At 72.8% G+C, this 24398-nt stretch carries 29 protein-coding genes; 13 read left to right on the forward strand and 16 right to left on the reverse strand.

Features of this window, described 5'->3' with window-relative positions; translation table 11 throughout:
- Positions 1-174: 174 nt before the first annotated feature.
- The gene (locus AB0A90_RS15930; RefSeq protein ID WP_357247535.1) at positions 175-1074 is read right to left on the reverse strand and encodes a bifunctional 5,10-methylenetetrahydrofolate dehydrogenase/5,10-methenyltetrahydrofolate cyclohydrolase; all 900 of its coding nucleotides are present in this window, start codon (positions 1072-1074) and stop codon (positions 175-177) included.
- Positions 1075-1293: 219 nt separating this feature from the next.
- Between AB0A90_RS15930 and AB0A90_RS15935 the strand changes: the two genes are divergently transcribed.
- Positions 1294-1863, forward strand: coding sequence for a sigma-70 family RNA polymerase sigma factor (locus tag AB0A90_RS15935; protein WP_357247537.1), 570 nt, complete (start codon positions 1294-1296; stop codon positions 1861-1863).
- 18 nt (positions 1864-1881) lie between these two features.
- Positions 1882-2847, forward strand: a complete 966-nt coding sequence (locus AB0A90_RS15940) for a CU044_5270 family protein (protein WP_357247540.1) — start codon at positions 1882-1884, stop codon at positions 2845-2847.
- A gap of 21 nt (positions 2848-2868) precedes the next feature.
- Here AB0A90_RS15940 and AB0A90_RS15945 read toward each other — a convergent pair whose 3' ends face one another.
- On the reverse strand, positions 2869-3981 hold the full coding sequence (locus AB0A90_RS15945) for an FAD-dependent monooxygenase (RefSeq protein ID WP_357247542.1): 1113 nt from the start codon (positions 3979-3981) through the stop codon (positions 2869-2871).
- A gap of 146 nt (positions 3982-4127) precedes the next feature.
- On the opposite strand from AB0A90_RS15945, the gene AB0A90_RS15950 reads away from it, so the two are divergent.
- Positions 4128-5063 (forward strand): DUF2332 domain-containing protein, encoded by a 936-nt coding sequence (locus AB0A90_RS15950; RefSeq protein ID WP_357247545.1) that lies wholly within the window; start codon positions 4128-4130, stop codon positions 5061-5063.
- 42 nt (positions 5064-5105) lie between these two features.
- Here AB0A90_RS15950 and AB0A90_RS15955 read toward each other — a convergent pair whose 3' ends face one another.
- On the reverse strand, positions 5106-6047 hold the full coding sequence (locus AB0A90_RS15955) for a MerR family transcriptional regulator (RefSeq protein WP_357247548.1): 942 nt from the start codon (positions 6045-6047) through the stop codon (positions 5106-5108).
- Between the two features lie 47 nt (positions 6048-6094).
- Positions 6095-6658 (reverse strand): dihydrofolate reductase family protein, encoded by a 564-nt coding sequence (locus AB0A90_RS15960; RefSeq protein WP_357247550.1) that lies wholly within the window; start codon positions 6656-6658, stop codon positions 6095-6097.
- Between the two features lie 246 nt (positions 6659-6904).
- Here AB0A90_RS15960 and AB0A90_RS15965 point away from each other — a divergent pair, with 246 nt between their 5' ends.
- Both AB0A90_RS15965 and AB0A90_RS15970 read left to right on the forward strand, forming a co-directional pair.
- Positions 6905-7165 carry a DUF5522 domain-containing protein gene (locus tag AB0A90_RS15965; protein ID WP_357247553.1) on the forward strand — a complete coding sequence of 87 codons (261 nt, stop codon included), beginning with the start codon at positions 6905-6907 and terminating at the stop codon, positions 7163-7165.
- Between the two features lie 92 nt (positions 7166-7257).
- Positions 7258-7809: a hypothetical protein gene (locus AB0A90_RS15970; protein WP_357247556.1), complete on the forward strand. Its 552-nt coding sequence runs from the start codon at positions 7258-7260 to the stop codon at positions 7807-7809.
- Between the two features lie 19 nt (positions 7810-7828).
- Here AB0A90_RS15970 and AB0A90_RS15975 read toward each other — a convergent pair whose 3' ends face one another.
- Positions 7829-8518 carry a metal-dependent transcriptional regulator gene (locus tag AB0A90_RS15975; RefSeq protein ID WP_357247558.1) on the reverse strand — a complete coding sequence of 230 codons (690 nt, stop codon included), beginning with the start codon at positions 8516-8518 and terminating at the stop codon, positions 7829-7831.
- 100 nt (positions 8519-8618) lie between these two features.
- On the opposite strand from AB0A90_RS15975, the gene AB0A90_RS15980 reads away from it, so the two are divergent.
- Genes AB0A90_RS15980 through AB0A90_RS15990 form a run of 3 tightly spaced genes read left to right on the forward strand, consistent with a single transcriptional unit; the run spans position 8619 to position 13279 of the window.
- Positions 8619-9479, forward strand: a complete 861-nt coding sequence (locus AB0A90_RS15980) for a sulfurtransferase (RefSeq protein WP_357247561.1) — start codon at positions 8619-8621, stop codon at positions 9477-9479.
- Between the two features lie 48 nt (positions 9480-9527).
- Entirely contained in the window at positions 9528-10709 is a 1182-nt protein-coding gene (locus AB0A90_RS15985; protein ID WP_357247564.1) for an acetoin utilization protein AcuC, read from the forward strand.
- A gap of 14 nt (positions 10710-10723) precedes the next feature.
- Positions 10724-13279 carry a GNAT family N-acetyltransferase gene (locus AB0A90_RS15990; protein WP_357247567.1) on the forward strand — a complete coding sequence of 852 codons (2556 nt, stop codon included), beginning with the start codon at positions 10724-10726 and terminating at the stop codon, positions 13277-13279.
- 10 nt (positions 13280-13289) lie between these two features.
- Here the strand turns inward: AB0A90_RS15990 and AB0A90_RS15995 are convergent, their stop codons facing one another.
- From AB0A90_RS15995 to sigB, 4 genes are all read right to left on the reverse strand, one after another.
- A complete protein-coding gene (locus tag AB0A90_RS15995; protein ID WP_357247570.1) occupies positions 13290-13697 on the reverse strand; it encodes a VOC family protein in 408 nt (135 codons plus the stop codon).
- Positions 13694-14200: an SRPBCC family protein gene (locus tag AB0A90_RS16000; protein ID WP_357247573.1), complete on the reverse strand. Its 507-nt coding sequence runs from the start codon at positions 14198-14200 to the stop codon at positions 13694-13696. The genes AB0A90_RS15995 and AB0A90_RS16000 overlap by 4 nt, the downstream gene beginning before the upstream one ends.
- Positions 14197-14577 (reverse strand): metalloregulator ArsR/SmtB family transcription factor, encoded by a 381-nt coding sequence (locus AB0A90_RS16005; protein ID WP_357247577.1) that lies wholly within the window; start codon positions 14575-14577, stop codon positions 14197-14199. The genes AB0A90_RS16000 and AB0A90_RS16005 overlap by 4 nt, the downstream gene beginning before the upstream one ends.
- A gap of 121 nt (positions 14578-14698) precedes the next feature.
- Entirely contained in the window at positions 14699-15703 is a 1005-nt protein-coding gene (gene sigB / locus AB0A90_RS16010; protein ID WP_357247580.1) for an RNA polymerase sigma factor SigB, read from the reverse strand.
- Positions 15704-15944: 241 nt separating this feature from the next.
- Here sigB and AB0A90_RS16015 point away from each other — a divergent pair, with 241 nt between their 5' ends.
- Entirely contained in the window at positions 15945-16733 is a 789-nt protein-coding gene (locus tag AB0A90_RS16015; RefSeq protein ID WP_357247583.1) for a sporulation protein, read from the forward strand.
- Between the two features lie 76 nt (positions 16734-16809).
- Here AB0A90_RS16015 and dtd read toward each other — a convergent pair whose 3' ends face one another.
- From dtd to AB0A90_RS16030, 3 genes are read right to left on the reverse strand one after another with little or no spacing between them, the layout of a single operon-like run.
- Positions 16810-17232 (reverse strand): D-aminoacyl-tRNA deacylase, encoded by a 423-nt coding sequence (gene dtd / locus AB0A90_RS16020; protein ID WP_357247586.1) that lies wholly within the window; start codon positions 17230-17232, stop codon positions 16810-16812.
- Positions 17232-18716 carry a methyltransferase gene (locus AB0A90_RS16025; protein ID WP_357247589.1) on the reverse strand — a complete coding sequence of 495 codons (1485 nt, stop codon included), beginning with the start codon at positions 18714-18716 and terminating at the stop codon, positions 17232-17234. The genes dtd and AB0A90_RS16025 overlap by 1 nt, the downstream gene beginning before the upstream one ends.
- Before the next feature lie 37 nt (positions 18717-18753).
- Positions 18754-19857 (reverse strand): CPBP family intramembrane glutamic endopeptidase, encoded by a 1104-nt coding sequence (locus AB0A90_RS16030; protein WP_357247591.1) that lies wholly within the window; start codon positions 19855-19857, stop codon positions 18754-18756.
- Here AB0A90_RS16030 and AB0A90_RS16035 point away from each other — a divergent pair.
- A complete protein-coding gene (locus AB0A90_RS16035) occupies positions 19847-20431 on the forward strand; it encodes an HhH-GPD-type base excision DNA repair protein (RefSeq protein ID WP_357247594.1) in 585 nt (194 codons plus the stop codon). The genes AB0A90_RS16030 and AB0A90_RS16035 overlap by 11 nt on opposite strands.
- A gap of 3 nt (positions 20432-20434) precedes the next feature.
- On the opposite strand, the gene AB0A90_RS16040 is transcribed toward AB0A90_RS16035, so the two are convergent.
- Positions 20435-20746 carry a hypothetical protein gene (locus AB0A90_RS16040; RefSeq protein ID WP_088951534.1) on the reverse strand — a complete coding sequence of 104 codons (312 nt, stop codon included), beginning with the start codon at positions 20744-20746 and terminating at the stop codon, positions 20435-20437.
- A 13-nt stretch (positions 20747-20759) separates the two neighbouring features.
- Positions 20760-21047: a hypothetical protein gene (locus AB0A90_RS16045; protein ID WP_074318059.1), complete on the reverse strand. Its 288-nt coding sequence runs from the start codon at positions 21045-21047 to the stop codon at positions 20760-20762.
- A gap of 107 nt (positions 21048-21154) precedes the next feature.
- Between AB0A90_RS16045 and AB0A90_RS16050 the strand changes: the two genes are divergently transcribed.
- A complete protein-coding gene (locus tag AB0A90_RS16050) occupies positions 21155-21511 on the forward strand; it encodes a DUF3099 domain-containing protein (RefSeq protein WP_357247598.1) in 357 nt (118 codons plus the stop codon).
- Between the two features lie 26 nt (positions 21512-21537).
- Here AB0A90_RS16050 and AB0A90_RS16055 read toward each other — a convergent pair whose 3' ends face one another.
- On the reverse strand, positions 21538-22437 hold the full coding sequence (locus tag AB0A90_RS16055; protein WP_357247601.1) for a PfkB family carbohydrate kinase: 900 nt from the start codon (positions 22435-22437) through the stop codon (positions 21538-21540).
- The gene (locus AB0A90_RS16060; protein WP_357247604.1) at positions 22434-23369 is read right to left on the reverse strand and encodes a pseudouridine-5'-phosphate glycosidase; all 936 of its coding nucleotides are present in this window, start codon (positions 23367-23369) and stop codon (positions 22434-22436) included. Before AB0A90_RS16060 ends, AB0A90_RS16055 begins: the two co-directional genes overlap by 4 nt.
- Positions 23370-23457: 88 nt before the next feature.
- Between AB0A90_RS16060 and AB0A90_RS16065 the strand changes: the two genes are divergently transcribed.
- Together AB0A90_RS16065 and AB0A90_RS16070 are read left to right on the forward strand one after the other, a co-directional pair.
- Positions 23458-23676 (forward strand): DUF3039 domain-containing protein, encoded by a 219-nt coding sequence (locus AB0A90_RS16065; protein WP_007456912.1) that lies wholly within the window; start codon positions 23458-23460, stop codon positions 23674-23676.
- A gap of 40 nt (positions 23677-23716) precedes the next feature.
- The gene (locus AB0A90_RS16070) at positions 23717-24379 is read left to right on the forward strand and encodes a trimeric intracellular cation channel family protein (RefSeq protein ID WP_357247607.1); all 663 of its coding nucleotides are present in this window, start codon (positions 23717-23719) and stop codon (positions 24377-24379) included.
- Positions 24380-24398: the final 19 nt, after the last annotated feature.

Genomic DNA, 24398 nt, shown 5'->3' on the forward strand with positions numbered 1-24398 from the left:
TATGAGCCGAGCCACAAGCCCGATCGGCGGCGGTGTGCTCGTGATCAACAACACGTTGCCTGGCTCGGGCCGAATCCAAGCTCATTCCCGTATTGCTTGCTGAGCGCCGCTGGATAGCAAACTCGCGCCCGTGGCGGTGCGGTTGTCCGCAATTCCCCCGACGCACCTGCCGGGCTACTCGCTCGCGCGCTCGGCCGCGCGTACCGCGTTGCGGAACAGCATCGCGACGGTGGTCGGACCGACGCCGCCCACCCGGGGCGTGATGGCGCCGGCGACCTCGGCGCACGCTTCGTCCACGTCCGGTAGGAGGCGCCGTCCTTCGTAGCGGACGCCGGCGCCGATGACGACGGCGCCGGGCTTGACGTGCTCGGGCCGAACGATCCGGGGTACGCCCGCGGCGGCGACGAGGATGTCGGCGCGGCGGGTGTAGCGGTCCCAGTCGGGCACGCCGGTGTGGACGACGGTGACGGCGGCGTTGGCGGTCGGACGCTTCTGGGCGAGCAGCATCGCCAGGGGGCGGCCAAGGGTGGCGCCGCGACCGAGGATGACGACCTCACGACCGGCGACGGGGATCTCGTGGTACGCCAGGAGGGCTTCGATGCCGGCGGGGGTGCACGGCAGCGGGCCGGGCAGGCCGACGGCGAGACGCCCCATGTTCAGCGGGTGCATGCCGTCGACGTCCTTGTCCGGGTCGATCGTCAGCAGCGCCGCGTCGTAGTCCAGATGCCCCGGCACGGGGTACTGCACGAGCAGTCCGTGCACGGCGGGATCGCTGTTGAAGCGGGCAATGGCCTGGTGCAGTTCGGCCTGGGTGGCGGTGGCGGGCAGATGCACGTGCGGGGAGGCGAACCCGAGCGCGGCGGCCTGGCGCTGCTTGATGGCGATGTAGCCGGCGCTGGCGTCGTCGTCGCCGACGAGGATGGTGGCGAGGCTCGGTGTGATCCCGCGGCTGCGGAGTGCTGCGGCAGCGGCGGCGGTCTCGGCCAGGACGGCTTCGGCGACGGGTGCGCCCGGCAGGAGCCGAGCCGTGCCAGACGGGGTGTGGTGCTGCGCGGATCCACTGGTCGTGGTCATGACGGATTCTCCACGCAGGCGCCCAGGCGGTCGACGCCCGCGAGAGGCTCCCCGATGGTTTCACCATCCCCGTGCCGCCAGTCGCCGGTGCTTCGATCATGCCGCATCAACGGGGCGACTGCCCAGCTGACCGGCCCGTGCCGCCTCGGGCGGGGGGTTTGGTAACACCAGCGGTCCGGCTTACGAAGAAGAGGTGTGAGTGACGAGAGGGGACAGCCTGTGCGTGAGCCCAGCGAAGCGGGAGGTGACATCTCCGGCATCGGGGCCGATCCGGTGGCCTTCGAGGTCTTCTACCGGCGGCACCTGGAGGCGGTGGGCCGGTTCGTGGCGCGGCGGGTCGACGACCCGCACCTCGCCGCCGACCTGACCGCCGACGTGTTCCTGGCGGTGATCGAGTCCGCGGACGGCTACCGGCCGGACCGGGGGAGCCAGGTCGCTTGGCTGTACGGGGTGGCCCGCAACGTCATCGGCGACGAACGGCGTCGGGCGGCCCAACGGCTGCGGGTGACCGGCCGACTGGCCGGACGACGGGACCTCGGCCCCGATGACATCGCCCGCATCGAGGAGCGGATCGACGCCGAGTCGGCGGCCCGCCACACCTGTCGGGCGCTGAGCGAGCTGCCCGAGGGCACCCGAACGCTTGTCGAACTCGTCGCCGTGGACGGCCTCAGTGTCGCGGAGGCGGCGACCGTGGTCGGGATGTCCCCGGTCGCTGCCCGGGTCCGCCTGCACCGTGCCCGTCGCGTCGTCCAGGCCGTGCTCGCCCGCCCGGCCACCACCCTCGCCTGAGCAGACGGAGCTGACGCCATGAACAAGATCGAACAGTCGACCGAGGGTTTCGAGGAGCAGCTCCTCAGAGATCTGAGCGCCCACGTCGCCCGGCGGGCCGAGGTGGCTTCGGCGACCCGTGCCGCCGGCTTCCGTACCCGGTTCCCGCGCGGTTGGCGCCTGGCCGGAGCGTTCGGGCTGGCCGTCGTCCTGACCGCCGGTGCGCTGGCGGTCCAGGCCATGGGGGTGGGCGACAAGCCGCCGCCCACGGCAACCGCGTCGGAGATCTTCCGGATGGCGGCCGACGCCGCCCGGCAGCAGCCCGAGCTGACCGCCCGACCCGATCAGTACGTCTTCACGGAATCCCTCGCGAGGGTCAGGGACATGCCGGCCAGCGGCCCGTACCGGACCATCCGGAACCAGCTGTGGCAGTCGGCCGGCGGAGTCGCGTACTCGCAGGGACGCTATCGACCGGAGACCGATCCGAACGGGTGGAGCACGCTGACGGAGCTCCGCCTCAATGATCCCGGTGATCCCGAGAAGGAACTCGACGCCTTCCAGGCGCCCGCGTACCACGGCGACCTGCCTACCGACCCGGACGAGTTGCTTCGATACCTCCGCGAACACCCGGTCGACCTGCATCTCCCCGAAGGAGCCGACGAGGAGGCCGTCTACGGGGACGAGAGCATGCCGTACACCACCGCGCGGTCGATGCTCAACGGCTACGTGCCGCCCCGAGCGCTGGCGGCGCTGTTCGAGTTGTTGGCGCGGGAGCCGGGGGCGGTCGTCATCTCGGGCGACGTGGTGGACGCCGCCGGTCGGCACGGGGTGGCGATTCGGATGCCCGGCGTGATCGGTGGTAACGACGACCTCCTCTTCGACCGGGACACCCACGTCTACCTCGGCCGCCGAGGATCGGTGATACGCGACGGCAAGGAGTCGGTGCACGCGGCCGTCGCGCTCCTCCGCACCGCCATCGTCGACCGGCCGGGCCAGCTGCCCTGAGCAGCACCCGGCGGCAGCGGTTCAGGGCTGGGCGAACAGCGGTCCGTAGTTCGAGCGGAACATCTGCTCACCCAGGCGGCGCATCACCAGGTCGCGGAGCGCGGGCGGAAGCCCGGTGGCCTTGTCGCGGCGGTGGGTCTGGCTGAGCACCCAGTCGGTACGCGGGCGTCGCCGCGCCTCGTACCCGCGCAGGGCTTCGGCGATGGACCCGGCGGCGGCCAGCGACGCGGCGAGCACGACGGCGTCCTCCAGGGCCATCGCCGCGCCCTGGGCCATGTTCGGCGAGGTGGCGTGGGCGGCGTCGCCGATCAGCAGCACCGGCCCCCGGGACCAGGCGCCGAGCACGACCTCCTGGTTCGGCCCGGCGTGCAGGGTGCTGTCGTCGTGGTCGAGGGCCTTGAGCATGGTGGCGACCGGCTCGGTGAACGTCGCGGCCACCTCGTCGCGCCAGCCGGGTCGGTCGGCGACCGGGCCGTCGTTGTAGTAGCAGTACGTCTGTTCGGCGCTGATCGGGATCGTCAGGAACTGCCGACCACGCCCCAACTGCACCGACCAGACCGGCTCGGCGTCGATCCGCGGGGCGATCCACCGGTACGCGTACTGGCCGAGGTCGCGGGCCGCCGGAGCGTCGAAGGTGAGCCGCCGGACCGTCGAGTTCACCCCGTCCGCGCCGAGCACCAGGTCGTACCGTTCGATGCTGTGGTCGTCGAACTCGACGGCGACCCGGTCGCCCTCCTCGACCAGCACGACCGGGTGGCGGCCCCAGCGGATCGGGGTGTCCCCGACGCCGGCGAGCATCGCCCGGTGCAGGTGCGCCCGGGGCAGCGACACGCACGCCCCGACGCCCTGCCACAGCGCGGTCACGTCGATGTCGAAGAGGCGGCCCCCGCGCTGGTTGGCGCTGCGCTGCCGAGTGATCTCCACGGCGACGTCGGCGACCGGCTCCCGCAGACCGAGTACGGCGAGCATGCGGGTCGCGTTGCCGGTGAGGTAGATGCCGGTGCCGGAGTCGGTCGGCCCGGGTGCCCGCTCGACCACGTCGATCGTCGCGCCCCAGTCCCGCAACGCGGCCACCGTCGCCAGCCCGGCGACACCTCCACCGACGATCAGTACCCGGACACCGTTGCCCCGCACGACACACTCCTCCCCGTTGCCCCTGCCCGCACCCCCGCTGAGCTGCTGCTCAACGGGCCGGCCGCCGCAGCACTCTACGAGGGCGGTGAGTCAGCACACGGGATCGGGGGCTGAACTTCCGAGGAATGGGCTGCGACGATGAGGGCATGACGACCGCTGAGGCGTACGCCGAGTTCGGCAGCCGAGAGGCGCGTGGGGTGTCGCCCACGTACGAGCGTCTGGCGCAGGCCGTCGCCCGCGACGACGCCCTGCTCGCCCTGCTCGACAGGCTCCCGCCGGGCAAACGACAGCCGAATCTGCTGTTCGGCGTCGTGCGCTGGCTCGGCGGGCCGGTCGACGACCCGGTCGCGTTCCACGAGTACGCGGTGACGCACTGGCCCGCCGTCGAGACCGAACTGCGCACCCGGGCCACCCAGACCAACGAGAGCGGCAGGTGCGCGGTCCTGCTGCCGGTGCTCGCCGCGCTGCCGCAGCCCCTCGCCCTGCTGGAGGTCGGCGCGTCCGCCGGGCTCTGCCTCTACCCCGACCGGTACGCGTACCGCTACGGCGAACACCAGGTCGGCTCCGGCGAGCCGGTCCTGGAGTGCGCGGCCAGCGGGTTGGTGCCGCCGGCCCGCGTACCCCGGGTGGTGTGGCGGGCTGGTCTGGACCTCAACCCGCTCGACGTGACCGACCCCGGCGACGTGTCCTGGTTGGACGCCCTGATCTGGCCGGAGCACGCGCACCGGCGGTCCCGGCTGCGTGCCGCGGCGGCGGTCGCCGTCGCCGACCCCCCGTTGCTGGTCCGCGGTGATCTGGTGGACGACCTCCCGGCGCTGGCCGCCCGCGCGCCGGCCGACGCGACGCTCGTGGTCTTCCACACGTCGGTGCTCTACCAGGTGCCGCCGCCGCGCCGGGACGCGTTCGTCCGGCTGGTCCGCGAGCTGCCGGGGCACTGGATCGCGAACGAGGCACCGGAGGTGCTGCCGTACGACGGGTTGCCCGACCCGCCGAGCGACGCGCTACACAACGTCCTCGCGCTCGACGGGCAGCCGCTGGCCTGGGCCCGGGGTCACGGCCAGACGATGACCTGGTTCGGCTGAAGCCTCCCAGCCGCCCAGCCAGCCAGGCCGAGGCCGGCCGGCTCAGCGAACCGGTTCGGGCATCCGGGCGTGCAGGGCCCGGATGAACCAGTCCACCGCCGGCGCGGTCGCGTCGCCCGTCGACCAGCCGTTGAGCACCGCCACCAGGTCGAGGTAGCGGTCCCGGCGGGGATCGTTGGCCGGCACCAGCCGGTCGAGCAACCGCTGACGCAGGTCGGCGTCGTCGGAGTGACCGTGCAGGCTCGCGTACCGGCTGACGGCTGCCGCGACCACCGGATCGGCGTCCGGGCTGGTCGGGTCGAGGCCGGCCGCGAGGGCGGGGGCCACCGCGTCCCGGACCACCGCGACGGCGTCCGGGCGGGGCAGCCCCGGGACGTCGTGGTCGGCGGCGTGTTGCTGCGCCAGTCGCCGCATCCGGGCCCGGAACTCCGGATCCCGACACACCTCGGCCAGCTCCAACCACGCCTCGACCTGCTCGGTGCTGGGGTCGTCGGGAAGTTCCGGTGTCATCGAGACGAGCACACCCGGGTACGCGGGCTGGTCGCCGAGGCCGGCGAAGACGCCGGCCAGGAAGTCGGCGACCAGGTGCCCCCGTTCGCGGGCGGTGAGCCGGGCCAGCCGGTGCAGCTCGTCCACCTCGGCCGGGCCCGATCCGCGCCTCGCCGCGACGGTGAGCACCGCCTGACGTAGCCGCAGCACCCGGATCTGCACGGCCAACGCCTCGGCGTGCGCGGCGGCCACCTCGGGCAGGGCCACCTCGCGCTCCACCACCCGCCGGATGGTGGCCAGGTCCACGCCCAGGTCGCGCAGCGTCCGGACCAGGTCCAGCCGGGCAACCGCCGCGGCGTCGAAGAGGCGGTAGCCGGTCGGGCTCCGGTCCGTCGGTGGCACGATGCCGCTGTCGGCGTAGTACCGGATGGTCTTGACGCTCAGGCCGGTACGTCGGGCCAGCTCGCCAATCGTGTACTGCTCCGCACCGCTCATGCCCCCACCCTCACGTCTCCCCCCGCTGGAGACTCAAGCGACAGACGTCAGCGAGCCCGCTCGTGGCGGAGCAGGACCACGCCGTTGCCGAAGACGCGGCTCTCCGCCAGCCGCAGGCTGGTCGGGGCGTCGGCGTCCGGGAAGAGCCGGCGACCCCGACCGACCAGCACCGGGTGGACGTAGATCCGGTACTCGTCGATCAGGTCGTGCCGGGCGAAGGTCGCGGCCAGGCCGGCCCCGCCGAGCCCCAGGTCGCCGCCGGCCTCGGCCTTGAGCCGTCGTACCTGCTCCGGGTCCACCTCCCGGACCAGAGTGGCGTTCCCGTCGACGTGGTCCAGCGTGCGGGAGTAGACGGTCTTCGGCATGTCCCGCCAGATGCCGGCGAACTCGCGCATCGGGGCGCTGCTGGTCGGGTCCTGGTCGGCGGTCGGCCAGAAGTCGGCCATCAGCTCGTAGCTGACCCGGCCGTTGAGGAACCCACCCATCGGCGCGATCACGTCGTTGAAGTGCTGGTGCAGCTCGTCGTCGACCTGGTGCCACCCGATGTCGCCACCCGGACCCTCGAAGAACCCGTCCAACGACACGCTCATGTGCACAACGATCTTCCGCATCGCGTCTCCTCGGTGCTCGTCACAGCCTTCGGTCCCCCGAGCATCGTCGGACCCTACGACGAAACCGGCGGCGTGTCCCGCATTCCTCGCAGCGGGGAGCAGACCCCGAACAGGCACGCCGCCCAGGTGCCCAGCACGCACACCCAGAGCGCGCCACGCAGTCCCAGCGGGTGACCGGGGTAGTGGCCCGGCACTGTTGAGTCGCGGCCCTAGACTGCTGCTCGTGAACGGGAAGGGCTGCTGCTGGTGACCGAGGAGCCACGACCCCTGGCGGATCGGCCGCTCACCGAGCCGCACCCGTCCCGGCTGTCGCCCGCGCACCCCGACCGGGCCCGGATCCTCGCCACGCACGCCGCCGCGCTGAGCGCCGGGGAGGCCGGCTACCTCGACCCGACGAGCGGGCTGTTCGTGCTCAGCGCCGGCTTCCTGGCCCGGCGCGGCACCTGCTGCGGGCGCGGCTGCCGGCACTGTCCGTACGTGGACGATCCACTCTCGGAACAGGCGTAGACGAGGACTTCCCCGCGACACTTACACCCCGTACGGTGTCCGACGGACATCCGGCGGGCGCCTTCCGCCGTCGGTCGGCGAGAGGGTGGAGCGTGCGCGGGCGGATCGTGGTCGGAGGGCTGGCGGGGCTGCTGGTGAGCGGCTGCGCCGCCGAGGCCGAGCCGATCGCGGTGCTGCCGCCGCCGGTGCCGATCGCCGTGGACGTGGCGGCGGCGTCCTCCGGCGGCGCGTGCCGGCTGTTGGACTTCGCGGTGATCGAGGAACTGCTGAAGGTGCGCTTCGACGTGGCGGCGGCCAGTGAGCAGGGCGACACGCACACCTGTGTGGTGCGGGCCGGAGGCGCGGCGTTGCCGGAGCTGACGCTCAGTGTGTCCGAGACCACGATCGACAAGGCCACCTTCGCCGCGGACGTGGTGCCGGACAAGGCGGCGAAGATCACCGGGTTGGGTCAGCAGGCGTACCGGCGGACCACCGCCGCGGCGAGCGGGCACGGGCCGGTCGCCGAGGTGGGCTGGCTGGCCACCGACGGGCGGCTGGCCACGTTGAGCTGGACCGGTGCGCGGGGCAGCGAACGCACGGCGGCGGAGAAGGTGACCGCTGACCTGGCCGCACTGGCCAAGAAGGTGGACACCCGGGCGCTGTGACGCCCGGGTGACCGGTTGGTCAACTGGCGGCGACGAACACCCGGGAGGCGACCTCGCGGGGGAGTCGTACCCGGTCGCCCGACCTGTCGATCGACACGCCGTCGCGTTCCTGCGCCACGGTGACCGTGGCGCCCGGGTCGACACCGGCGGCGTGCAGTTGACGCAGCACGTCGGCGTCCTTCTGCACGCTCTCGCAGATCCGGCGCACCACGACCGGCCCGGAGAGGCCGGGGAAGGCCAGGTTGCGCTCGCCCTCGACGGCCTCGGTGGCCTCCTCGGCCGGCGAGCCCAGCTCCTGTAGGCCCGGGATCGGGTTGCCGTACGGGGAGCGGGTCGGCCGGTTGAGCAGGTCGTACACCCGCTTCTCCACCGCGTCGCTCATCACGTGCTCCCAGCGGCAGGCCTCTTCGTGGGCCTCCTCGTAGGGCATCCCGATGACGTTGACCAGCAACAACTCGGCGAGGCGGTGCTTGCGCATCACCGACACGGCGCTGCCCCGGCCCTGCACGGTGAGTGTCAGGTGCCGGTCGCCCTCGACGGTGAGCAGGCCGTCGCGCTCCATTCGGGCGACGGTCTGGCTCACGGTGGGGCCGCTCTGTTGCAGCCGTTCGGCGATCCGGGCACGCAGCGGCGGCACCCCTTCCTCTTCCAGTTCGAGGATGGTGCGCAGGTACATTTCGGTCGTGTCGACCAGGTCGTGAGACTTCATAACGTCAGCGGCCCTCCGGTGCACGATGCTACCTCGGAGAAGCACCAGCGACCGCCGCCGAGCCGCGTGCCGTCGACGCGAATGGTGTTGGATGGTCGCCATGTCCGGTACCCAGGAGCCGCTGGTCGAGGTCGACCGGCTCGCCGCCGAGCTTGACCAGGATGACCCGCCCACCCTGCTCGACGTTCGCTGGCGGCTCGTCGGCCCACCGGGCCACGACGACTACCTCGCCGGCCACCTGCCCGGCGCGGTCTTCGTCGACCTGGACACCGCGCTCTGCGGGCCGCCCGGAGTCGGCGGCCGGCACCCACTGCCCGACCCGGCCGCGTTGCAGGCCGCGCTGCGGGCCGCCGGCGTCCGCGCCGGTCACCCCGTGGTGGTGTACGACGGCGGCGACGGCCTGGCCGCCGCGCGGGCCTGGTGGACGCTGCGCTGGGCGGGACACCGCCCGGTGCGCCTGCTGCACGGTGGCTATCCAGCCTGGGTCGCCGCCGGCCGGCCCGTCTCCACCGACGCGCCCGCCCCGACTCCCGGTGACGTCGTGGTACGCCCCGGTGATCTCCCGGTCCTCGACGCCGGACAGGCCGCCGAGCTGGCCGCCGCGGACGACGCGGTGCTGCTCGACGTGCGGGCGGCGCCCCGCTACCGGGGTGAGGTCGAGCCGATCGACCCGGTCGCCGGGCACGTGCCGGGTGCCGCGAACCTGCCCGCCGGGGAGTACGTCGGTCCGGACGGGCGCTTCCCGGCCGCCGACGCCCTGCGTGAGCGGTTCGCCGCCGCCGGAGTGACCGGGGCGCGGGCCGTCGGGGCGTACTGCGGCTCCGGGGTTACCGCCGCGCAGGCGGTGCTCGCGCTGCACCTGGCCGGCCGCACCGACGCGGCGCTCTACGTTGGATCGTGGAGCAACTGGGTGGCCGATCCCACGCGCCCGGTCGCCCCCGGGCCGACATCTGCGCGCTGACCAGCGCGTGCGGTGGGTCGGCGACGGTCCTCGTGCGACGATGGGCTCATGTCCGACGACACGGTGGTGGTGTGGGACGAGTCGCTGCTCGCCTACGACATGGGTGACCATCCGCTCGACCCGGTACGGGTGGAGCTGACCGTCGCGCTGGCCCGGGAGCTGGGCATCCTGGATCGGCCCGGGGTGCGGGTGGTCAAGCCGGAGCCGGCCGACGACGCCCTGCTCACCCGCGTGCACCACCCGGCCTACCTGGCCGCGGTGCGGGCCGCTCCCCGCGATCCGCTCTTCGCCGGGTACGGGCTGGGCACGTCCGACAATCCGATCTTCGAGGGGATGCACGAGGCCAGCGCGCTGATCACCGGTGCGACGGTGGCCGCCGCCGAGGCGGTCTGGCGCGGTGACGCCCGGCGGGCGGTGAACGTGGCCGGCGGCCTGCACCACGCGATGCCCGCCCGCGCGTCCGGCTTCTGCGTCTACAACGACCCGGCGGTGGCCATCGCCCGCCTGCTCGACCTGGGCGCCGAGCGGATCGCGTACGTGGACGTCGACGTGCACCACGGCGACGGCGTGCAGCACGTCTTCTTCAACGATCCCCGGGTGCTCACGGTCAGCCTGCACGAGACTCCGCTTGCCCTGTTCCCGTACACCGGGTTTCCGGACGAGACGGGTGGGCCGGGCGCGCAGGGCACCGTCGTCAACATGCCGTTGCCGCCGGGTGTCGACGACACCGGTTGGCAGCGGGCGTTCCACGCGGTCGTGCCGTCGGTGCTGCGCGCGTTCCGGCCGCAGGTGCTGGTCACCCAGTGCGGCGCCGACGGGCACCGACTGGATCCGCTCGCCGACCTCAACCTGACCGTGGACGGGCAGCGGGCCACCTACCTGGCGATGCGGGCACTCGCCGACGAGTTGTGCGACGGCCGGTGGGTGGCCACCGGCGGCGGTGGGTACGCGCTGGTCGAGGTCGTGCCCCGGGCCTGGAGTCACCTGCTGGCCGTGGCCACCGGTGACCCGATCGACCCGGCCACGCTCACGCCGCCGGGCTGGCGGGACCTGGTCGCCTCCCGTCGTCTGGGCCGGGAGGTGCCGCTGCGGATGACCGACGACGCCGACCCGTCGTACGAGCCGTGGCAGCCGACCGGCGAGCCGAACGCGGTGGACCGGGCGATCGCGGCGACTCGCAAGGCCGTCTTCCCGCTGCTCGGGCTCGATCCACACGATCCGCGGGACTGAGCCGGGCTGTTTCGGTGACGACCGTGGACCAGCCGGTGGACGTGCTGCTCAGCGACGGCAGCACCGTCCAGTTGCGTCCGATCGACCCGGCTGACGCGCCGGGCATCGTGGCGATGCACAGCCGGTTCTCCGAGCGCACCCGCTACCTTCGGTACTTCTCGCCGTACCCCCGCATCCCGGAACGGGACCTGATCCGGTTCGTCACCGTCGACCACCACGACCGGGAGGCGTTCGTGGTGCTGGCCGCCGACCGGATCGTCGCGGTCGGTCGGTACGAGCGGCTCGGCCCGCAGGCGCCGGACGCCGAGGTGGCCTTCGTCGTGGAGGACGCCTACCAGGGCCGGGGCATCGGTTCGGTGCTGATGGAGCACCTGGCCGAGACGGCCCGCCGCAACGACATCATGAGTTTCGTCGCCGAGGTGCTGCCGACCAACGGGACGATGTTGCGGGTCTTCGCCGACTTCGGTTACCAGGTCCAGCGCGAGTACGCCGACGGTGTGGTGCACCTGAGCTTCCCGATCGCGCCCACCGAAGCCACGCTGGAGGTGCAGCGTGGCCGGGAGCACCGCACCGAGGCCCGCTCGATCGCCCGGCTGCTCACCCCCCGGGGCATCGTCGTCTACGGTGCCAGCGCCACCGGCCAGGGTGTCGGCGCGGCGGTGCTCGGGCACCTGCGCGACGGCGGGTTCACCGGCGCGGTGGTGCCGGTGCATCCGAGCGCGTCCACCGTGGCGGGCCTGCCCGCGTACCCGTCGGCGGTCGACGCCGGCACGCCTGTGGACCTGGCGGTGGTGGCGGTCCCGCCGGAGGCGGCGACCGCGGTGGTCGCCGACGCCGCCGCCGCGGGGGCGCACGCGCTGGTGGTCATCTCGGCCGGCTTCGCCGAGGCCGGGGCCGAGGGCGCGGCCACGCAGCGGGCGCTGGTCCGCGCGGCGCACGCCGCCGGCATGCGGGTCGTCGGCCCGAACTGTCTCGGCGTGGCCAACACCGACCCGACGGTACGCCTCAACGCCACCCTCGCCCCGGCACTGCCGCCGCCGGGCCGGGTGGGCATCTTCAGTCAGTCCGGCGCGTTCGGGGTGGCGCTGCTCGCCGAGGCGGACCGGCGTGGCCTCGGGCTGTCCAGCTTCGTGTCGGCCGGCAACCGGGCCGACGTCTCCGGCAACGACCTGCTGCAGTACTGGCAGGACGATCCCGGCACCGACGTGATCATGCTGTACCTGGAGACCTTCGGAAACCCGCGGAAGTTCGCCCGGCTGGCCCGGCGGATCGGCCGTGCCAAACCGGTCGTCGCGCTCGCCTCGCCGGCCCGCCCGGTGGGGGTAGGTGACACCGCCGGGCCGGACGAGGTGGCGGTGGCCGCGCTCTTCGCCCAGTCCGGGGTGATCCGGGTGGGCACCGTGCCGGAGCTGCTGGACGTGGGCGTGCTGCTGGCCAACCAGCCGTTGCCGGTCGGCGGCCGGGTCGGTGTGGTGGGCAACTCCTCGGCCCTGACCGGCCTGGCCGCCACCGCCTGCGCCGGGCACGGCCTCACGGTGGCCGACGGTTATCCCCGCGACGTCGGGCCGGGCGCCGGTGCCGCCGAGTTCGCCGCCGCTCTCGCCGAGACGGCCAGCGACGACCAGGTGGACGCCCTGGTGGTGGTCTTCGCGCCGCCGCTGCCCGGCCAGCGGACCGAGGTGGACGCCGACGTGACCGCCGCCCTACCGGCGGCCCTCGCGCTGGGCAAGCCGACCGTGGCGACGTTCCTGGTCGGGCGGCTGCCGCCGGGGGTGCCCGCGTACGGGGGAGTGGAGGAGGCGGTGCGCGCCCTCGCCCGGGTGCACCGGTACGCCGAGTGGCTCTGCCGCCCGCCCGGGGTCGTCCCCGAGTTGCCCGGCGTCGACCGGGTCGCCGCGCAGGCCGCGTTCCGCACCGACGCCACCGACCCCGGTGCGCTGCTGTCCGCGTACGGGATCGACGTGGTGGCGTCGGTGCCCGTCGACTCGGCCGACGCGGCGGTCGACGCGGCGGCGCTGCTGGGCTATCCGGTGGCGCTCAAGGCGGCTGCCCCCGGCCTGCGGCACCGGCTCGACCTCGGCGCGGTCCGGCTCGACCTGCCCGACGAGATGGCTCTCCGGCGGGCGTACACCGAGCTGGCCGCGGCCTTCGGCGCGGACGTACTGGTCCAGCCGATGGTGCCGCCCGGGGTGGCGTGCGTGGTGGAGTTGGTGGAGGACCCGGCGTTCGGGCCGGTGGTCGGTTTCGGTCTCGGTGGGGTCGCCACCGAGTTGCTGGGCGACCGGGCCTGGCGGGCGGTGCCGTTGACCGACACCGACGCGGCCGAGCTGGTCGACGAGCCCCGGGCCGCGCCGCTGCTGCGTGGGCACCGGGGTGCCGCGCCGGTCGACCGGGCGGCCCTGGCCGACCTGTTGCTGCGGGTGGGGCAGCTCGCCGACGAGCAGCCCCGCGTGCGGTCGCTGACCCTCAATCCGGTGCTCGCCCGCCCGGACGGCATCGCGGTCCTGCACGCCCAGGTCCGGGTGGGCGGCGTGGCCGCCCGCCCGGACACCGGCCCCCGCCGCCTCTGACGGTGCCTGGTCAGGGCCGGCTGGAGATCTGTTGGACGCCCCAGGTGTTGCCGTCCGGGTCGGCGAAGAAGACGAAACCGACGTTGTCCAGTGGGTCCGGCACCGGTCGCGGGTTCTGTCCCACCACCTGGATCTCGCTGACCTCCACACCCCGCTCGACCAGCTCGGCGTGGGCCCGCTTCAGGTCGGGCACCACCAGTTGCAGGCCCCGGAGCGAGCCCGGCGGCATGTCCGGGACGACCCCCTTGCCGATCACGATCGAGCAACCCGAGCCGGGTGGGGTCAGCTGCACGATCCGCGCGTCGTCATTGATCACGGTGTCGTGGTCAACGGTGAAGCCGAGCTGGTCGGCGTAGAACTTCTTCGCCCGGTCCAGATCGGAGACCGGCACGATCACCACTTCCAGCGTCCAGTTCATGGTTGCACCCCTCGTGTCGTCGTTGTGGAACGCAGCAGGTCGGCGAGCCGCCTGAAGCTCTGCCCGACCCCCCGCGCCATCGGGTAGCGCAGCACGGTGTCCCGCCCCTGCGCGGTGGCGTAGAGCAGCGTGGTGGTGACTGTCGTTCGTCCGGCCACCTCGGTGAACTCGTGGCTGACAAGCGTCTCGCCCGGGTAGGACTGGTCGTCGAAGAGCTCGGTGCTGACCAGTCGGTGCGGCGGCTCGACCTGTCGATAGACCCCAGCCTGGACCATCCGGGTGCCCTCCGGGCCCTGCGACACGAACCGCCACCGCCCGCCGACCCGCAGGTCGACGTCGCACTCCGCCAGCTTCCAGCCGTGTGCGCCGTACCACCGGACCAGCAGCTCGGGTCGGGTGAAGGCGGCGAACACCAGCCGCGCCGGCGCTTCGAACAGCCGACTCAGCACGATCTCCCGGTCGCCCGGGCTGTGCACGACGAGCGGATCGTCGACGTTTGTCACTCGCCCGTTCCGTCCGGTCCGGCGGGCCGACGCGCGGTGTCGGTGCGGTCGACGGACTGGAGTTCGTCGAGCAGAGCGTCGAGGCGTTGGTAGCTCTGCGCCCAGTAGTCGCGGTAGTCGGCGAGCCAGGCCGTCGCCTCGCGCAGTGGCCGGGCCTCCAGACGGCACGGTCGGCGCTGGGCGTCCCGCCCCCGGCTGACGAGGCCAGCGCGTTCCAGCACCCGGAGGTGCTTGGAGATGGCCGGCTGGCTCATCTCGAAGGGTGCTGCCAGCTCCGTCACGGTCGCCTCCCCGGCCGCGAGCCGGGCGAGGATGGCCCGGCGGGTCGGGTCGGCCAGCGCCGCGAATGTCGCGTCCAACAGCTCCGTGCTCGGCACTCATAACCTCCTGGTTTTATAACCAGTTGGTTTGTATCGCGGATGGGCGCCTTCGTCAAGTACCACCGCAGCACGGAAGGCCCCGGCGAACCGCCAGGGCCTTCCGTGGGAACCGGTGGTGTCAGCAGGCGTACGCCTCCAGGCGCTGCGCCCGCTCCGGGGCACGCAGCTTCAGCAGCGTCACCTTCTCGATCTGCCGGATCCGCTCCCGGGACAGGCCGAACTCCCGGCCGACCTCGTCGAGCGTGCGCTGCCGGCCATCGTCCAGGCCGAACCGCAACCGGATGACCGCCTGCTCCCGCTGGGACAGGGTGGCCAGCACGATGCTGACCTCGTTGCGCAGCTCGCCCTGGGCGGCGGCGTCGCCCGGCTCGGTGCGCGGGTCCACCGAGGCCACGAAGTCGCCGAGCGCGCTCTCCCCGTCGTCGCCGACGGCCTGGTCCAGGCTGACCGGCTCCCGGTCGTAGGAGATCAGCTCGATGACCTGGATCTCGGGCACCTCCAGGGCGCGGGCCACCTCGGCGACCGTGGGCTCGCGGCCCAGTGTCACGGCCAGCTCGCGGCGGGCGCGGACCATCCGGTTGACCTGCTCGACCATGTGCACCGGGATGCGGATGGTGCGGGCCTGGTCGGCCATCGCGCGGGTGATCGCCTGCCGGATCCACCAGGTGGCGTACGTGGAGAACTTGTAGCCCTTGGCGTAGTCGAACTTCTCCACCGCCCGGATCAGGCCGAGGTTGCCCTCCTGGATCAGGTCGAGAAACGCCATCCCGCGGCCGGTGTAGCGCTTGGCGATGCTGACCACCAGCCGCAGGTTCGCCTCCAACAGATGGTCCTTGGCCGCCCGGCCCTCCGCGACGACGAGTTGCAGGTCGGCCCGCAGCTCCTCGGAGACCGGGGTGCAGGTGGCCAGCTTCTCGTCCGCGAACAGGCCGGCCTCGATCCGCCGGGCCAGGTCGACCTCCTGCGCGGCGGTCAGCAGCTTGGTCCGGCCGATCCCGTTGAGATACGCCCGGACCAGGTCGGTCGAGATGCCACGCTCGTCGGTGGCGTCCAGGTCGGTGAGGACCTCGGAGGTCCCGTCGGTGTCGGTCGTGGTGGCCGGGCGGGTTCGGTGTTCCGTCATCTGCAGGACCATCTCTGTCTCTCCCCGTTTTCCACGTCTATGCCGTGTCTCCGGCCCAGTGGTGCCGGTGTGAGACACAGCTTGGCGGGCAGGGCGTAAAACGGGAGTGAGGCGATCGTGCACCCGACAGGAATTGCGTCAGATCGTTGTGTGGAGTGTCGGCCCGGTCCGTGGTTGCCCGCCCCGGCTACGTTGCGGACGGTCGGCACCTCGGTCGGCACGGACACAGTTGGAGGACGGCGTGGTCTTCAAGCGGCTCATGAAGGCGATGGGGGTCGGCGGCCCGTCGGTGGAGACGGTGCTGGCCAACCCGAACTGCCGCCCGGGCGGGCAGTTGGAGGGCCGGATCCAGGTGGTCGGCGGTGACCACCAGGTCGACATCGACCACGTCGCCCTCGGCCTGGTCACCCGGGTCGAGGTCGAGAGCGGCGACAACGACTACGACACCACGCAGGAGTTCCACCGTCAGCAGGTCACCGGCGCGTTCCGGCTGGAGCCGGGGCAGCGCCACGACATCCCGTTCCGGTTCGGCGTGCCGTGGGAGACACCGGTCACCGAGCTGTACGGGCAACACCTGCACGGAATGACGATGGGGCTGCGTACCGAGTTGGAGGTTGCCCGCGCGGTCGACAAGGGCGACCTGGACGCGGTGTCGGTGCACCCGCTGCCCGCTCAGGAGCGACTACTGGACGCGCTGCTGCGGCTGGGTTTCCGGTTCGCGCGTGCCGATGTGGAGCGTGGACACATCTACGGCGTACGGCAGACGTTGCCGTTCTATCAGGAGATCGAGTTCGGCCCGGCGCCGCAGTACGCCCGCTCGATCAACCAGTTGGAGGTCACCTTCATCGCCGACGCCCAGCAGATGCAGGTCGTGCTGGAGGTCGACAAGCGCGGTGGGGTCTTCACCGAGGGACGAGACGCCTTCGGCCGGTTCACCGTCGACCACGCCACCGCCGACCGCACCGACTGGACCACCGAACTCGACAACTGGCTCCGCCAGTCCCTGTCCCGCCGAGGCCTCTTCTCCTAACCCACCGTGGTGATCAAGAGGTTTGCGTCATTTCGAGCCCGGATCCTGACGCGAACCTCTTGATCACCGCTGCTGGTCAGAGGTCTAGGAGGAGGGTTCGGGGGCCGATGTTTGTGCTTTCCACGAGCATGTGGGTGCGGAAGCGGCCGGTTTCCACCTTTGCGCCTCGCTGGCGCAGGGCGTCGACCACCGCGTTCACCAGTGGTTCGGCCACCTCGGCGGGGGCGGCTGCCGTCCAGGTGGGACGGCGGCCCTTGCGCGCGTCGCCGTAGAGGGTGAACTGGCTGACCACCAGGATCGGCGCGCCGGTGTCGGCGGCGGACCGTTCGTCGTCCAGGATGCGCAACTCGTGCACCTTGCGGGCCATCGTCTGAGCGGTCTCCGCGGTGTCGGTGTGGGTCACTCCGAGCAGCACCAGCAGTCCGTTCTCGATCGCGCCGACCACCTCGCCGTCCACGGTCACGCTGGCCCGCCCGACGGTCTGCACCACCGCACGCATCAGGCGGTCACCGGCTCGATGAAGCCGCGCTCCACCAGGTGCGCCACGATCGGGCCGGCGGCCTCGGCCATCTCGTCGGGTTCGACGTCGTGCGCGGCGGCGAGCAGGGCGAGCTGGTCACGCAGCGGCAGCCGCCCGTCGGCGCCACCGACCAGCGCCAGCACCAGCGGGTCGATCTCCTCGGTCCAGCGCAGGCCGTGCGGCATCGCCAGGACCTGCCGGTCCACCGCCCAGCCCTCGTCACCCATGGTGGCCTCCTGTCGCAGTTGGAGGCCCTCGGCGGCCCGGTAGCGCTCGGCGAGCAACGCCTCGGTGTCGCGTACCCGGAGAAAGTCCTGGCGGTCGAACCAGGCGGCGATCTGGTCGCCCAGCGGTGGCTGTACCCGCTGGCGCAGATCCTCCACGCGGACCACCGGGTCGGTGTGTCCACCTCGGCGCAGTGACACGATGCCGAAGCCGATTCCCTCCACCTTGTGCGCGTCGAACCAGTCCAGCCACGCGGCCATCCGCTGCGGGTCGGCGGTTTCGCCGACGTCGGTGAGCCACAGGTCGACGTACGCCATCGGGTCGGCCACCTCGCGCTGGATCACCCAGGCGTCCAGGCCGGTCCCGGCGAACCAGCCGGCGACCCGCTCGTCCCACTCCTCGCCGGCGACGTGCACCCAGTTCGCCAGGTACTGCATGGTGCCGCCCTCGGTGAGCAGCTCCGGGGCGGCGGCGGCCAGTTCGGCGCCGATCGCGTCACCGACCCGGCCGGAGTCGCGGTACACGTGCGTGGTGGTGCCGGGGCCGACCACGAACGGCGGGTTGCTGACCACCAGGTCGAACCGCCGACCGGCCACCGGGGCGACCAGGTCACCGCGGAGCAGCTCCCAGTCCTGCCCGTTGAGGGCGGCGGTGGTCGCGGCGAAACGCAGCGCCCGATCGGACAGGTCGGTGGCGGTGACCGACCTGGCGTGGGTGCCCAGGTGCAGGGCCTGGATGCCGGAGCCGGTGCCCAGGTCCAGTGCGGTGTCGACCGGCCGGCGCATGGTCGCGCCGATCAGGGTGTGGGTGGCCCCGCCGACGCCGAGGACGTGTTCGGCGTGCAACGGGCGACCCGGGCGGGCGCTGGCCGGCACGTCGGCGAGCACCCACCAGTCCTCGCCGTACGGCTCCAGGTCGATGCCGGCACGCAGGCCGTCGCCGTGCCGCTCGACCAACCCGCCGGCCAGCGCTTCCGGCAGGCCCAGCGGTGCCAGCGCGGCGGCCACCGCGGCCTCCGACTCGGTCTGGGCGCAGATGAACAGCCGGATCAGGGTGCCGAGCGGGTCGCCGTCCTCGGTGGCGCGCAGCGCGGCCCGGTAGTCGTTGCGGGCGACCGCGGCGGTCGCCTGCGCGCCCAACCGCTCGGCGATGCCCTGGCTGGTGAACCCGGTTCCGGTCAGCGCGGCCCGCAGCGCGTCGACACCGGCGGGGGAGAGCAGCATGTCGTGTTCGTCCACCCCGACATCCTGCCTGCCGTCGCGGAGGAAGCCAGCATCACCCGCGAGATTCGACCCCGACGCCCGGCAGCCTCGGCTCCGCACCGGCCGGGGCCGAGGGCTCGCCGGGCACCGCCACGACCAGGGCCGGCGGTACGACTGTCGCCACCCCCCGACGCGCGGCCAACCGGTCGACGACCAGGGCGTACGCCGACAGGGCCAACACGTCGACGACGATGACCTGCCACGGGGCGTCGGCCATCGTCTCGTCGGCGCTGAGCCCGCCGAACGCCGCCGCCAGGGTGAAGGCGAACAGATTGTTCACCACGTGCAGCGCGATCGCGGCCTCGAGCCCGCCGGTTCGCACCGTCAGCCAGCCGAACAACACGCCCATGAAGGCCAGGTCCAGGAAACCCCAGCCGCTGCCCCAGCCGTGCGCGGCGGCGAAGAGCACCGCCTGGAGGGCGATCCCGGGCCAGGGCGTGCGCAGGTACGCGCCGACGGCCTGCAACAGCCAGCCGCGGAAGGCGTACTCCTCCGCGGCGGCCTGGAACGGCACCAGCAGGAGGATCATCAGCAGCCCGGCGGCGAATTCCGGCCAACCCACCCACGTGTCCGGGGCGGGTATCGCGCTCTCGCCGGTCAGATCGAGCAGGAGTCCCGCGCCGACCAGCATGACGATGATCAGCGGTGTGGCGATCAGCAGGCAGCGGCCGAGCCAGCCCCACCGCAGCCGGCCGAGCACCGAGGAGAGCGTGCCGGCGGGTCGGCGCTGCACGAGCCAGGCGGCGCCGAGCAGCAGTGGGAGCAGCAGTGCCAGCGAGGCGATCAGCAGCGCGGTGTCCGGAATCGGGCCGAAGGTCGGCAGCCCGTCGGCGCCGTACGGGCGGTCGGTGAGTTCGGCCACGACGGCGGCGACGCCGAAGAGCAGGCAGACGATCACCAGCGCCGCGGCGACCAGCGCGAGGGTGCCGACGACGGGTTGCCACCAGCGGTGCCGGTCGGTGCGGCCGAGCCGGTGGTACGGGGATCCGGGCGGGGCGGTCCGAAGCATGTCGTCGAGCGTGGCAGACGGACGCCATCTGTCGTGCGCCCATCTGTCGTGCACGGTCGGAGCGTCGGTGTCCGCCCGGCCGGGTGGGCCGGGCAGGATGGTCGGCATGACGCTCGTGCTGCCCATCGACCCGGAGGCCAACCGTCTGCTGGAGCGCAGCCCGCTGGCCCTGCTCCTCGGCATGGTCCTGGACCAACAGATTCCGATGGAGAAGGCATTCTCCTCGCCGTACGTGCTGAGGCAGCGGCTCGGCCACGACCTGGACGCGGCGGAGCTGGCCGGGTACGACGCGGAGGCCCTGGTCGCGATCTTCGCCCAGCCGCCGGCGCTGCACCGGTTCCCGAAGGCGATGGCGGCCCGGGTGCAGGAGGTCTGCCAGGTGCTGGTGGAGCGCTACGACGGTGACGCGGCCCTGCTGTGGGCCGAGGTCGCCGACGGGCCGGAGCTGCTGCGGCGGGTCTCCGCGCTGCCCGGCTTCGGCAGGCAGAAGGCGCAGATCTTCGTTGCCCTGCTCGGCAAGCGCTTCGGGGTGACCCCGCAGGACTGGCGGAAGGCGGCCGGAGACTACGGCGACCCCGGTGCGTACCGGTCGGTGGCCGACGTCACCGACGTCGACTCGCTGAGCCGGGTGCGGGAGTTCAAGCAGCAGATGAAGGCGGCGGCGAAGGCTGCGCGGGGCTGACGCTCAGGCGGCGGTGGGGTGTGCCAGGGAGGCCAGCGCCCGCCGGACGTCGGCCAGCGAGACGGTCGCGGAGTCGTCCAGGTCGGCGAGGCCGGCCTCGATCCACTGGCGCATCAGCGTGGTGACCCCGATGCCGCGGGCGTCGGCGGCGGCCCGCACCCGCTCGTAGGTCTCCAGCGGCAGCCGGACCGACCGGCTCACCATCGGCACGTCGGTGTCGGGGGCGGGGAGGTCGACCCCCGGGCCCTCGTCGATCAGCTCGGCGATCCGGTCGTCGCCGCTGTGGAACTGCTTGGTCGCGTCGTTTCGGTGCATCGTCACGGCCTCCTCATCGGCGAGATCTCCGCACGGCCTCGTCGTAGCGCTTGGACTCGACGTCGCTCAACTCGCGGGCGGAGAGGATGTCCCAGTCGTTGTCGGTGCCATCGGCCTCGGCGAGCAGCACCGCCAGTCGGCGGCCCCGACGGGCGGCGGCGTAGACCACCATGACGTCGTCGCCCAGGTGACGAATGACCCGTCGGGCGCTGTGCAGCGCCTCCCAGACTTCCCCGGGCGTGACGTCGTAGACCCTCAGGTTGGCCAACGCCTCGTCGGTGAAGCTGAACCTGCTGCCCACGTCGCGGAGCGTACCACGGGCGTAACACGCATGGGGATGAGCCGAATTTCGCTGATCACGGCCTCGCGGTGACAGGATGAGGCGTAATCCCCTCGAGGAGGTCCCAGGTGAAGCGTCAGGCCTACCAGCCGATTCTGATCACCGACGCCTCGCGCAGCCAGGGTGACCAGCTCACCAGCCGTCAGCGCCGCTATGTCCTGATGATGGGCATCCGGGTGGCCTGCATCATCGTCGGCGCGGTCCTGGTCGGTGCGAACGCCCCACTGCTCTGGCTCTGGCTGCCGTTGTGCGTCCTCGGCATGGTGCTCATCCCGTGGCTGGCCGTGCTGCTGGCCAATGACCGGCCGCCCAAGGAGGAACACCGGCTGGCCAACCGGTTCCACCGCCGGCACACGGACGACACCCCGCCGATGAGCCTCACCGCGGAGGAGCGCCACCACAAGGTCATCGACGTCGAACCCTGACCCGCGAACGGGCCAGGGTTCGACACTCACGGCTGTGGTCGTGCGCCGACCGTCGAGACGGCCAGCGCGCCCAGGTCGGTGGCGCGGGTCAGCGCCGCGGTCGGGGCGGCGCCGGCGAGCCAGGCGGTGAGCAGGCCGGCCGCGAAGGCGTCGCCCGCCCCCGTGACGTCCCGTACCGCCACCCGCCGGGCGGGCGCCACCCAGACCGCCGCGCTGCGGTCGACCCAGACCGCGCCGGCCGCGCCACGCTTCACCACCACCCGCCAGGCCGTCGCCGACAGTGCCCGCCCCTGCGCCGCCGGGTCCAGGCCGCCGGCCAGCACCGTGGCCTCGTCCGCGTTGACCAGCAGCAGGTCGACGTCGCGTACCCAACTCAGGAACGCCGCCGCGCCCACCCGCCGCAGCGGCGCCGCGGAGGCCGCGTCGACGCTCGTGGTGAGCCCGCGCTCGCGGGCGGCGGCCAACGCCCGCAGCCCGGCGTCGCGCGACCCGGCGTCCAGGAGGGTGTACGCGGACAGGTGCAGATGCCCCGCGTCGGGCACCGCCGCGAGGGCCCGCTCGACGTGCGCGGCGCTCAGCCGCAGGTTCGCACCCCGCTGGTTGACCATGGTGCGCTCGTCGTCGGTCGCCAACACGATCACCGTGCCGGTCGGTACGTCCTCGACCCGCTCGATCGCGCAGTCGACACCCGCCCGTTCCAACTCGGCGACCCGGTCCCGCCCGGCGTCGTCGTTCCCGACGGCGGCGACGAGCGTGACGTCCACCCGCTGAGCGGCGACCCAGGCGGCGGTGTTGGCCGCCTGGCCCCCGCCGCCGATACTGATCTCGGCTCCGGTGTCCGAGCCGGCCGCGAGCGGCCCGTTCAGCACCGCGACCACATCGGTGATCACGTCCCCGACGACGATCACCCGGGCCGGTCGGGTCATACCGCGGCGGCGGTGTCGCGGGCCGCCGCGGCGACCGCGATCCGCGCGGCCAGATCGGCGTTGCGCAGAATGATCCGGACGTTCACGGTGAGGCTCGCGCCCTCGGTGGCCGAGTGGAAGTGCGCCAGCAGGTACGGGGTGACGGCCTTTCCGGTGATCCCGTCCCGCTCCAGCAGGGCCAGACCGTCGGCGAGCGTCCGGTCGTGCAGCTCCGGGTCGAGCTGTTCGTCGACCGGCAACGGGTTGGCGACGAGCAGCCCGCCGGTGTGCAACGCGTGCGCGTCTCGGGCGGCGAGTACGTCGGCGACCTGCTCGGGGGAGTCCACCGACCAGTCCAGGTCGAAGCCGGCGTCGGTGCGGTAGAAGCCGGGGAACCGGCGGGTGCGGTAACCGAGCACGGCGACCCCGAGGGTCTCCAGGCGCTCCAGCGTCGCGCCCACGTCGAGGATCGACTTGACGCCGGCGCAGACCACCACGATCGGGGTTTGGGCCAGGGTGACCAGGTCGGCCGACTCGTCGAAGGTGTGCGCGGCCTCCCGGTGCACCCCACCCAACCCGCCGGTGGCGAACACCCCGATGCCGGCCGCGGCGGCCACGGCGCTTGTCGCGGCAACCGTGGTGGCGCCGTCCACGCCGCTCGCCGCCGCCACCGCGAGGTCGCGGACGGAGAGTTTCGTCACTCCATCGACCGTCGCCAGTCGGGTCAGCTGTGCGTCGTCCAGGCCGACCACCAGCCTGCCGCCGATCATGCCGATCGTCGCGGGAACGGCCCCGGCGTCCCGGACCGCCCGCTCGATTTCCCTGGCCACCCGTAGGTTCTCCGGGCGGGGCAGCCCGTGCGAGACGATGGTGCTCTCCAGTGCGACGACGGGCCGGCCGTCGCGCAGGGCGTCGGCGACCTCGGTGCCGTAGCTGAGGTGAAAGTCAGTCACCCGGGCACCGTACGGGGTCGGGCTCCCGCCGGCCTCAGGTGGACCCGGCCGTGATGACCTGCCAAACTTGTCGGTTGGAGGTGCAGACGTGAGCACAGAGGTTCTCGAGCGTCCCGAGCTGAAGGACGCCGACACCGGTCCCGAGATGTTCCACTACGTCCGCAAGGAGAAGATCGCCGAGAGTGCCGTCATGGGCACCTTCGTCGTCGCGCTCTGCGGCGAGACCTTCCCGGTCACCAAGGCCGCCAAGCCGGGTTCGCCGGTCTGCCCGAAGTGCAAGGAGATCTACGACTCGTACCGCGAGTGAACCTCGGCCGGCGCTCCGGCCGGCGACGTAGCCTGCGGCGGTGACCACCTCCACCGCCCTGCTCCTCGCCGACCTGACCGGCGTCGCGGTGTTCGCCGCGTCCGGGGCGTCGGCGGCGGTGGCCAAACGGCTGGACCTGTTCGGCGTCGCGTTCGTCGGGTTCGTGGCCGCCCTCGGCGGTGGGATCTTCCGGGACCTGGTCATCGACGAGGCGCCGCCGCTGGCCTTCGCCGACTGGCGGTACGTGGCCACCGCCGCGATCACCGCGCTGGCCACCTTCTGGTTGCACCCACAACTGGCCCGACTGCGCACCACCGTGCTGGTGCTGGACGCGGCGGGTCTCGCGCTGTTCACCGTCACCGGCACGCTCAAGGCGCTCGACGCCCGGGTGCCGGCCGTCGGCGCCTGCCTCATCGGCATGCTCACCGCGATCGGCGGCGGACTCGCCCGCGACCTGCTCACCGCCGAGATCCCGGTCGTCCTGCGCCGGGAGATCTACGCGCTGGCCGCGCTGGCCGGGTCGGTCACGGTGGTGCTGCTGTACGTCACCGGGCAGACCGCGCCCGCGTCGCTCACCGCCGCCGCCGCCCTGGTCTTCGGGCTGCGCCTGATCGCACTGCGTCGACGCTGGTCCGCGCCGGTGGCGACGCTGCGCCCACCGCGCACCGGTGGGGCGGATCCGCGTACCGACCGGGAGTGGTGAACGGCCCGGCCGCTGTTCG

The organism is Micromonospora sp. NPDC049204, assembly GCF_040647935.1.
In the GTDB taxonomy this organism is placed as follows: domain Bacteria; phylum Actinomycetota; class Actinomycetes; order Mycobacteriales; family Micromonosporaceae; genus Micromonospora.

Coding starts and splice junctions, on each gene's coding strand:
- AB0A90_RS15995 (WP_357247570.1), bottom strand. CDS start 13,697: ATGAACTGGACGCTGGAAGTGGTGATCGTGCCGGTCTCCGATCTGGAC.
- AB0A90_RS16055 (WP_357247601.1), bottom strand. CDS start 22,437: ATGACCCGACCGGCCCGGGTGATCGTCGTCGGGGACGTGATCACCGAT.
- AB0A90_RS15955 (WP_357247548.1), bottom strand. CDS start 6,047: ATGAGCGGTGCGGAGCAGTACACGATTGGCGAGCTGGCCCGACGTACC.
- AB0A90_RS15940 (WP_357247540.1), top strand. CDS start 1,882: ATGAACAAGATCGAACAGTCGACCGAGGGTTTCGAGGAGCAGCTCCTC.
- AB0A90_RS15985 (WP_357247564.1), top strand. CDS start 9,528: ATGTCCGACGACACGGTGGTGGTGTGGGACGAGTCGCTGCTCGCCTAC.
- AB0A90_RS15930 (WP_357247535.1), bottom strand. CDS start 1,074: ATGACCACGACCAGTGGATCCGCGCAGCACCACACCCCGTCTGGCACG.
- AB0A90_RS16040 (WP_088951534.1), bottom strand. CDS start 20,746: ATGCACCGAAACGACGCGACCAAGCAGTTCCACAGCGGCGACGACCGG.
- AB0A90_RS15980 (WP_357247561.1), top strand. CDS start 8,619: ATGTCCGGTACCCAGGAGCCGCTGGTCGAGGTCGACCGGCTCGCCGCC.
- AB0A90_RS15975 (WP_357247558.1), bottom strand. CDS start 8,518: ATGAAGTCTCACGACCTGGTCGACACGACCGAAATGTACCTGCGCACC.
- dtd (WP_357247586.1), bottom strand. CDS start 17,232: ATGCGTGCGGTGGTGCAGACCGTCGGGCGGGCCAGCGTGACCGTGGAC.
- AB0A90_RS16030 (WP_357247591.1), bottom strand. CDS start 19,857: ATGCCGACCATCCTGCCCGGCCCACCCGGCCGGGCGGACACCGACGCT.
- AB0A90_RS15960 (WP_357247550.1), bottom strand. CDS start 6,658: ATGCGGAAGATCGTTGTGCACATGAGCGTGTCGTTGGACGGGTTCTTC.
- AB0A90_RS16035 (WP_357247594.1), top strand. CDS start 19,847: ATGGTCGGCATGACGCTCGTGCTGCCCATCGACCCGGAGGCCAACCGT.
- AB0A90_RS15950 (WP_357247545.1), top strand. CDS start 4,128: ATGACGACCGCTGAGGCGTACGCCGAGTTCGGCAGCCGAGAGGCGCGT.
- sigB (WP_357247580.1), bottom strand. CDS start 15,703: ATGACGGAACACCGAACCCGCCCGGCCACCACGACCGACACCGACGGG.